The sequence below is a fragment of the Streptomyces katrae genome (genome assembly GCF_000966975.1).
GTDB lineage: Bacteria > Actinomycetota > Actinomycetes > Streptomycetales > Streptomycetaceae > Streptomyces > Streptomyces katrae.
This window is the reverse complement of record NZ_JZWV01000260.1, coordinates 1-3,317: the sequence shown is the minus strand read 5'-3', so window position 1 is coordinate 3,317 and position 3,317 is coordinate 1. Positions and strand designations below refer to the sequence as shown.

General features: G+C 71.1%; 4 protein-coding genes. 1 reads left to right on the top strand and 3 read right to left on the bottom strand.

All coding sequences use genetic code 11. The features are described from left to right. Window positions 1-62 precede the first annotated feature (62 nt). Together VR44_RS11230 and VR44_RS11225 are read right to left on the bottom strand one after the other, a co-directional pair. Window positions 63-941 carry a hypothetical protein gene (locus VR44_RS11230; RefSeq protein WP_045947291.1) on the bottom strand — a complete coding sequence of 293 codons (879 nt, stop codon included), beginning with the start codon at window positions 939-941 and terminating at the stop codon, window positions 63-65. Window positions 942-1,682: 741 nt separating this feature from the next. After that, on the bottom strand, window positions 1,683-2,156 hold the full coding sequence (locus tag VR44_RS11225) for a DUF6194 family protein (protein WP_045947290.1): 474 nt from the start codon (window positions 2,154-2,156) through the stop codon (window positions 1,683-1,685). Between the two features lie 97 nt (window positions 2,157-2,253). On the opposite strand from VR44_RS11225, the gene VR44_RS11220 reads away from it, so the two are divergent. Beyond that, on the top strand, window positions 2,254-2,955 hold the full coding sequence (locus tag VR44_RS11220) for a MerR family transcriptional regulator (RefSeq protein WP_045947289.1): 702 nt from the start codon (window positions 2,254-2,256) through the stop codon (window positions 2,953-2,955). Window positions 2,956-3,114: 159 nt separating this feature from the next. On the opposite strand, the gene VR44_RS11215 is transcribed toward VR44_RS11220, so the two are convergent. Beyond that, window positions 3,115-3,317 (bottom strand): hypothetical protein (locus VR44_RS11215; protein WP_045947288.1); only part of this gene is annotated, 203 nt, incomplete at its 5' end.

Below are 3,317 nucleotides of genomic sequence, written 5' to 3'. Positions count from 1 at the left end.
GAGATGGAAGGAGCGGCGGACGTTACGGATGAGCGTCCGCCGCTCCGGTCCGTCTACGACTTTCAACAGTTCCCGGCGGGGTGGGCGTGCTCAGCAGGGGTGGCCGGGGAGCTCGTGGCCGCCGGAGTTGCCACCTGAGCGCGGCGCAGCGCGTCGGCCTCGTCGCGGACGGCGTCGAGCCGGACCTCGAGCATGCCGACGCGCTCGCGGTAGCGCTCCAGCTCGGCCCGGACGAACTCGGCGTCGGCGACCTTGCCCGCGGCCTCCTCGCGGATCGCGGTGGTCTCCTGGGCGAACTTCTCGATCGCGGCGTCGAGCGCGGTGACGGCCATGTCGGCCGCCTCCTCGGCGAGGGTGGCACGCTCCTCGGCGGCGAGGATGCGCTGCGCGGACGCGCGCGTGACCGTCTCGATGCGCGCCTCGGCCGCCGCGGAGTCGGTGATGATCGCCAACTCCTCGATGTAGGCGGGGAGGTCGGTGGAGAGCTGCCTGATGAGTGCGACGACGGTGTCGCGGGACTGGGCGCCGTCGCCGCAATCTGCGGCCGCCGTGGAAGCCATGGCTTCCGTCGTCTCCATGGCCTTGAGCGCCGGGGCGGGCTCGGACGTCTCGGTGGCGGGGGTGTGTCCGTGCGCCTGGGACACGACCTGGGCTCCCGGGGCGGAGGCGGCGGGCCACGACTGCCCGGCGGCGGTTGCCCCCTCAGCGGCTCCGTTCGCTTCCTCCTTGGCCGCCTTCCTGGCGTCGGCCGCCGCTCGCTTGTCCTCCTTGCGCTGCTGCCGCTTGGCGCGGAACTTCCGGAAGGCGCCCAGTGCGTTGTGGTCGGGGTGGTCGCAGTAACGGGAAGCCGGTCCCTCCGTGCCGGGCGCCTTCGGCTCGGGCGCGTGGGTGCAGCCGGGGTAGGCGCAGGTGGGAGCGGTCTCGACGGTCTCGACGGTCATGGTTCTCAGCCTTTCGTTGCTGATGACAGCGGGTTTAGGGGTTCTTGAGGCCGGAGCGGCAGCCGGGCGATGTGGAGCAGGTTCCACGTCATGGATTCATGGCGCGGTGCTCGGCCCGTCCTCGTTGCCACGGATCGGACAGCCGCCGCGCGTCCTCCCGTAGGAGGCGTACTGCCTGCCTACGGCTCCGCGCCGGGCTCTTCTTCGGCGTGCGGTTGAGGAGCAGTGCACGCGGGTCGTCATGGCTCATACCCGTCAGTGCCGCCAAACGGCGGAACGTTACAAGCGGGTTCGAGACCGGTCGCTTCCCGCCGACGTGCCCCCCGATAGGCGTGGGTGATCCGCGATGCGGGCCGGCATGTCGAGCTGGAGGTGTCCGCTCCGGACCAGTCCTGGCGCGCGGACCCTGTCCGCCTCCGGATCCTGGACGCCCTCCAACGTGCCCGTCTCCGCCGGCCCTTCGGCACCGGTAGTGGGCGTCCGTGCCTGCCGCTCCGCTGAGTGAGGCGAAGGCCCAGCGGCCGCCGACGTGGTTCAGCCGGTCGTGCTTGACGAACCGGCGCCCGACGTATTCCGTCGCCCGGGCAAAGAACCAGAACCGTGAGGGTCAGGGCTGCGGCCCCCACCGGAGGCTGCCGGTGCGCGAGCACGGGCGAGGCGCTCGGCCGCTACTGCACCGCCTCCACCCCGGCAGTGCCGGGGGATCTCGGTCCGCTCCCCCGGCAGACCGTAGCCCCTTCATCATGCTGTCGGTTCAGTGCGTCGCTCGTGGCGTGAGCGGGCGAGGTGGTGGGCGGTTCGCAGCAGCTCGCGGGTTGCGGCCTGCGTACGCTCGCCCGGGTTCACCACGGCCAGCCAGCCCAGGCTGCCGTACACGGGGTGCGCGATCACGGTGTCGGCTGCGCTGGGGTCGACCTCGGCACTGACCGGTTCGCGCGGCGCGTGCCCGGTCCACCGGATGAACGCGTCCTTGCCGGCGGCGATGTTCACACGGAAGGCGCCCGGCCTGTCCAAGCGGGACGACTCGTCATCGGGGTAGTCCTTGGTCACGACGGTCGCGAAGGGCTGGGACGCCGTCGGCGTGACGCCGTCGGGCGCGTAGTAGAAGAACGTGTCGCCCCAGCTGATTTCCGGCGTGCCGTCGCCGGGTGCGGGCCTGAGGATCAGGACGCCGTCGAGGGTGTTCACGAAGCTGATGATCTCTTCACTCGTCATGTGCTCCAGTGTTCTACGGAAGTGCTTGTGGAGAGTTTCGGCCGCCGGAGCGCCTCTGGCATAGGGTTTCCACGTGGCAAGTCTCAAATCAGGTGGTATGCGCACTGCTGATGTCGCGCGTAGCGTCGGATACTCCGTCCAGCAGATCCGCAACCTCGAACGCGACGGTGTGCTCCCACCCGCAGCGCGCACGGCCACGGGGTACCGGACCTACGGCGAGCTGCATCTGCAGTGCGCCCTGGCCTACCGGGCCCTCGCCGCGGCGGTAGGGCCGATCGAGGCCAAGGAAATCGTCCGGGCCTTCCATCGGGGCCCGACCTCGCAGGCCCTGGCCCTCCTCGACGCGGCGCACGCCCGACTCGACCGGGAGCGGGCCGAACTCGGGCAGGCCAAGGACGCCGCACGTGCGATCTCCCGCGAGCCGATCGACGACGTACGCGCCTCGGACGCGATGAGCATCTCCGAGCTTGCCGCCGCCCTCGACGTACGCCCCTCGACGTTGCGGCACTGGCATGCGGAGGGCCTCGTTGTCCCCGACCGCGACCCCGCGCGCGGAACCCGACGCTACACACCGGCCCAGGTGCGCGACGCGCGGATCGTGCACCAGTTGCGCAAGGCCGGATACCGCATCACGCCGCTCCGGGCCCTTGTGCCGCAGCTCCGCGATGGCCGCCGATCGCGGGACGTCGATTCGGTGCTGGCCGCCAGGGACGCGGGGATCACCGCACGATCCGCAGCCCTCCTCGACAGCGCGCCGGCCCTCCGCGCCGTGCTCTCCCTGCGGGGGCGAACAGACTGATCCGAAGACGGCCGTGGGCGATCGGGTCGGCTGTCCGACGGACGGCAAAGCTGCTTGGCCGGTGTCCGGAGGCCGCTGGGATCCTTGACGACGGCACGCGTCGGGGCGAGCACCGTGACCAGGTTGTCGGTTCACGGTGCTCGCCCCGCGGTGCTTGTGTCAGTTCCAGTTGCCGGTGACGGGGGTGTCGCCGGGGTTGCCGTAGGTGGTCACCGCGTCGGCGGTGCCGGCGTAGGCGTTGTTCAGGGCGAAGGTGGCGGTGCTCGGCCGGTAGACACCGAAGCTGGTACGGCCCTTGCCGGCCCAGTCACCCACGATCGGGAGGTCGCCCTTGTTGCCGTAGGACGCGGTGGTCACCGACC

Excerpts from the sequence above, each read along its gene's own strand:
- VR44_RS11230 (WP_045947291.1), bottom strand. The coding sequence starts at position 941 with ATGACCGTCGAGACCGTCGAGACCGCTCCCACCTGCGCCTACCCCGGC.
- VR44_RS11225 (WP_045947290.1), bottom strand. The coding sequence starts at position 2,156 with ATGACGAGTGAAGAGATCATCAGCTTCGTGAACACCCTCGACGGCGTC.
- VR44_RS11220 (WP_045947289.1), top strand. The coding sequence starts at position 2,254 with ATGCGCACTGCTGATGTCGCGCGTAGCGTCGGATACTCCGTCCAGCAG.